This is a genomic window from Rhizobacter sp. P3_B12, assembly GCF_056402895.1.
The window spans coordinates 1-1,142 of record NZ_JBFUGN010001424.1 but is presented as its reverse complement, the minus strand read 5'-3'; the positions used below and the strand labels follow the sequence as shown (position 1 = coordinate 1,142).

The window sequence follows — 1,142 nt, the reverse complement described above, 5'->3', positions numbered from 1 at the left end:
TTGCAGCTCGAGCGCGACGGCGGCGGTGGTGGTGGCGGCGGTGATGTTGTTGTCGTGCTGGTCCACGCGCGGGCTCCCTGGGCAGCGCGGTCTTACTTCAGGTTCTTGGCCGTGACGAGCTCGATCGGCGTCTTGACCCAACCCTTCAGCGGCTGCTTGTCCTTGCGCGACTTGATGCCGTAGTCGATCGCGTTGGCGGCCATCTCGCTGCCGAACTGGTCGACGGTGGCGAGCACCTTGCCCTGCTTGATCAGCGGGCGGATGGCCGGGATGTTGTCGAAGCCCACCACCTTGATCTGCCCGGACTTGCCCGCGGCATCGAGTGCCTTCGAGACGCCGAGCGCCATCGAGTCGTTGGCCACCATCACGCCCTTGATGTCGGGSTTGGCGGTCAGGATGTTCGAGAAGACGGCGTTCGCCTCCTCGGTCTCCCAGTGCGCGGTCTGCGACGCGACGATGTTCAGCTTGCCGGCCTTGGCCGCGTCCTCGAAGCCCAGCTTGCGCTGCAGCGCGTTGTCGGCGCCGGGGTTGCCTTCGATGATGACGATCTTGGCGCCCGGGCCGATCGCCTTCGCGAGTTCGTCGCCGGCCATCTTGGCGCCGGCGCGGTTGTCGGGGCCGACGAAGGCGAGGTCGAGGCCGGCCTTCTTCATCGCCGCGGGGTCCAGCGCCACGTCGAAGTTGACGACCGTGATGCCGGCCTTCAGCGCCTTCGCGACCGGCGCGACCATCGCCCGCGAATCGGCCGGCGCGATCACGATCACGTCGTACTTCTGCGTCACGAAGTTCTCGACCGCGGCGGTCTGCGCATCGAAGTCGGTCTCCGACTGCATGCCGACGGCCTTCAACGCGAAGTCGCCGCGCTTCTTCTCGTGGGCCAGCGCGCCCTCGGTCATGTTCTTGAAGAACTCGTTGGCCAGCGACTTCATCACCAGGCCGACGCGCGGCTTGGCGTCATCGGCATGGGCGGCGGTCAGGAAGAAGCCGGCGGCCAGTGCCGTGGCGGCCACGGCGATGTTGCGGCGGCGGCTGTGGAAAGCGATCGTCATGCGTGTGTCTCCTGGAAGCGTGGATTGTTGCCCGGACGTCGGGTCGATTGAACCGCCCGGACGGTACTTCGTTCGCACCACGTTTCCCTCGCC

At 66.9% G+C, this 1,142-nt stretch carries 1 protein-coding gene; it reads right to left on the bottom strand.

The genetic code is table 11. The features are described 5' to 3' along the window. Positions 1-92: 92 nt before the first annotated feature. The gene (locus tag AC1D01_RS35785; RefSeq protein ID WP_477874431.1) at positions 93-1,049 is read right to left on the bottom strand and encodes a sugar ABC transporter substrate-binding protein; all 957 of its coding nucleotides are present in this window, start codon (positions 1,047-1,049) and stop codon (positions 93-95) included. Positions 1,050-1,142 lie beyond the last annotated feature (93 nt).